This is a genomic window from Kitasatospora sp. NPDC049285, from assembly GCF_040678815.1.
In the GTDB taxonomy this organism is placed as follows: domain Bacteria; phylum Actinomycetota; class Actinomycetes; order Streptomycetales; family Streptomycetaceae; genus Kitasatospora.
Map to the genome: position 1 here is coordinate 1 of NZ_JBFAQR010000143.1, position 1,649 is coordinate 1,649.

The window sequence follows — 1,649 nt, forward strand, 5'->3', positions numbered from 1 at the left end:
TTGCGGAACCTGTTCTTCTGGTTGGTGCGGCAGATCGCGTCGCAGACGTTCATGGGGATCATGGGCGGGTTGGCGATGGACGCGGCGATCCAGAGTTACCAGTTGGCGTCGCATCACCGGGACAGCTGGGATGGGGCGTCGACGTTCCAGTCGTTCCAGCAGGGTTCGTTGGAGGGGTTGTTCGCGGGTCCGCTGGAGTTGTTCGGGCAGGCGTTCGGCAAGGTGGTGGGGCGGCTGATCGGGAAGGATTCGTCGTCGATCCTGTCGAAGCGGCTCGATCACGTGCTGGCGGCGGGGTTGAACGACGCGCGGGCGGCGTTGGAGGGCGTGCCGGGCGTGGTGGGGCATGTGGTGGGCGGGGACGCGAAGGGTGTGGTGTCGAAGTCGCTGTCCGCCGGCGCGGGGGCGGCCGTGCGGGGGGTGGAGCGGGATGTCGCGCGGTTGGCGGGGATGTTGGATTCGGCGTCGGCGCGGCAGGAGTTCGCGAAGTCGGTGGGTCATCTGCTGGGCGCTTCGGTGCAGCAGTTGGAGGCGGGGTTCGTCCGGTTCGGTGAGGGGACGATCGCGGACGCGTTCGCGCGGAAGATGGGTCGGATCTTCGAGGAGCATCTGGTGGGGGCCGCGGGTGGTGCGGCGTTGCGGGCGGAGGCGCATGGTATCGGGCGTGGGTTCGGGGACGCGTTCGCGCGGAACTGGGGGCATGTGGGCGCGGACCACGCGCATCTGGGCGGGGTGTTGGCGCAGGCGTTGGGTGATCTCGCCGGCAGCGGGCCGCTGTCGCGGATGGCGCGGGAGTTCCCCGACCTGTTCACGGCGTCCGCGGGTAAGGAGGGCGTGGGCGGCTTCGCGAGGTTGTTCGGGCATTTCACGGCGGAGCATCCGCTGCACGGCAACGCGCTGTTCCAGCTGGGCCATGCGCTGGGGGAGATCCTGCAGGAGGGCGGGCAGAACGTCGCGTCGGACCTCGGGTACCAGCTGTTCTGGACGGATGAGCACGAGTTCACGGCGAGTGCGGGTTCGTTCTTCTCGGGGATGGCGATGGGCGCGTTCGGTCACGTCCTGCACAAGACCTTCGAGCCGTTGTTCGACCGGTACCAGAACTGGCTGCGGGAGCGGCAGTGGCGTGAGAACCCGGACGGCGCGAAGTACTTCGGGCTGCTCCACCCGCTTAACTTCGTGTCGTTCCTGGCGAACATGACCGGCAACCCTGCCCCGTTCCCGGTGCCGCGTCCGGGTGGGCACGACGGCGACGAGTCGTGGGGGCAGAGCGCGAAGGACCTGGCCAAGTGGTTCTTCTCCAACCCGTTCTCCGGCTTCGACCTGCGCTCCGACACCCCCATCGTCAACCTCTTCACCCACAAGACCGGCACCGGCGACACGGCCCGCGAGGAGAACCCGGACCAGCAGGCCATCCACGACGCCCTGAACGGCGGAGACATCAAGACCAGTGGCGACGCGACCGCTGGCCCCGGGCGGTACGAGCCGTCCCTCAGCACGCGGGCCCAACTCGCCGAGCCGACCCGGCCCCGTACGGAGGGCGACACCACCGGGTACCAGCCCCGGCCTGGGGAGGTGTCGGCGGAGTCCGCGGCGGGTGTGCGGGCCCGCACCGAGGGTGGTGGAGCCGCGGCGGCTGACGGGCCGTCGGC

1 protein-coding gene is annotated in these 1,649 nt (G+C 69.7%); it reads left to right on the top strand.

Annotated features, from left to right (window positions below; genetic code table 11):
* Positions 1-1,649, top strand: a 1,649-nt coding sequence (locus tag AB0K51_RS34780; protein WP_363462290.1) for a hypothetical protein, incomplete at both ends; no start/stop codon positions are given.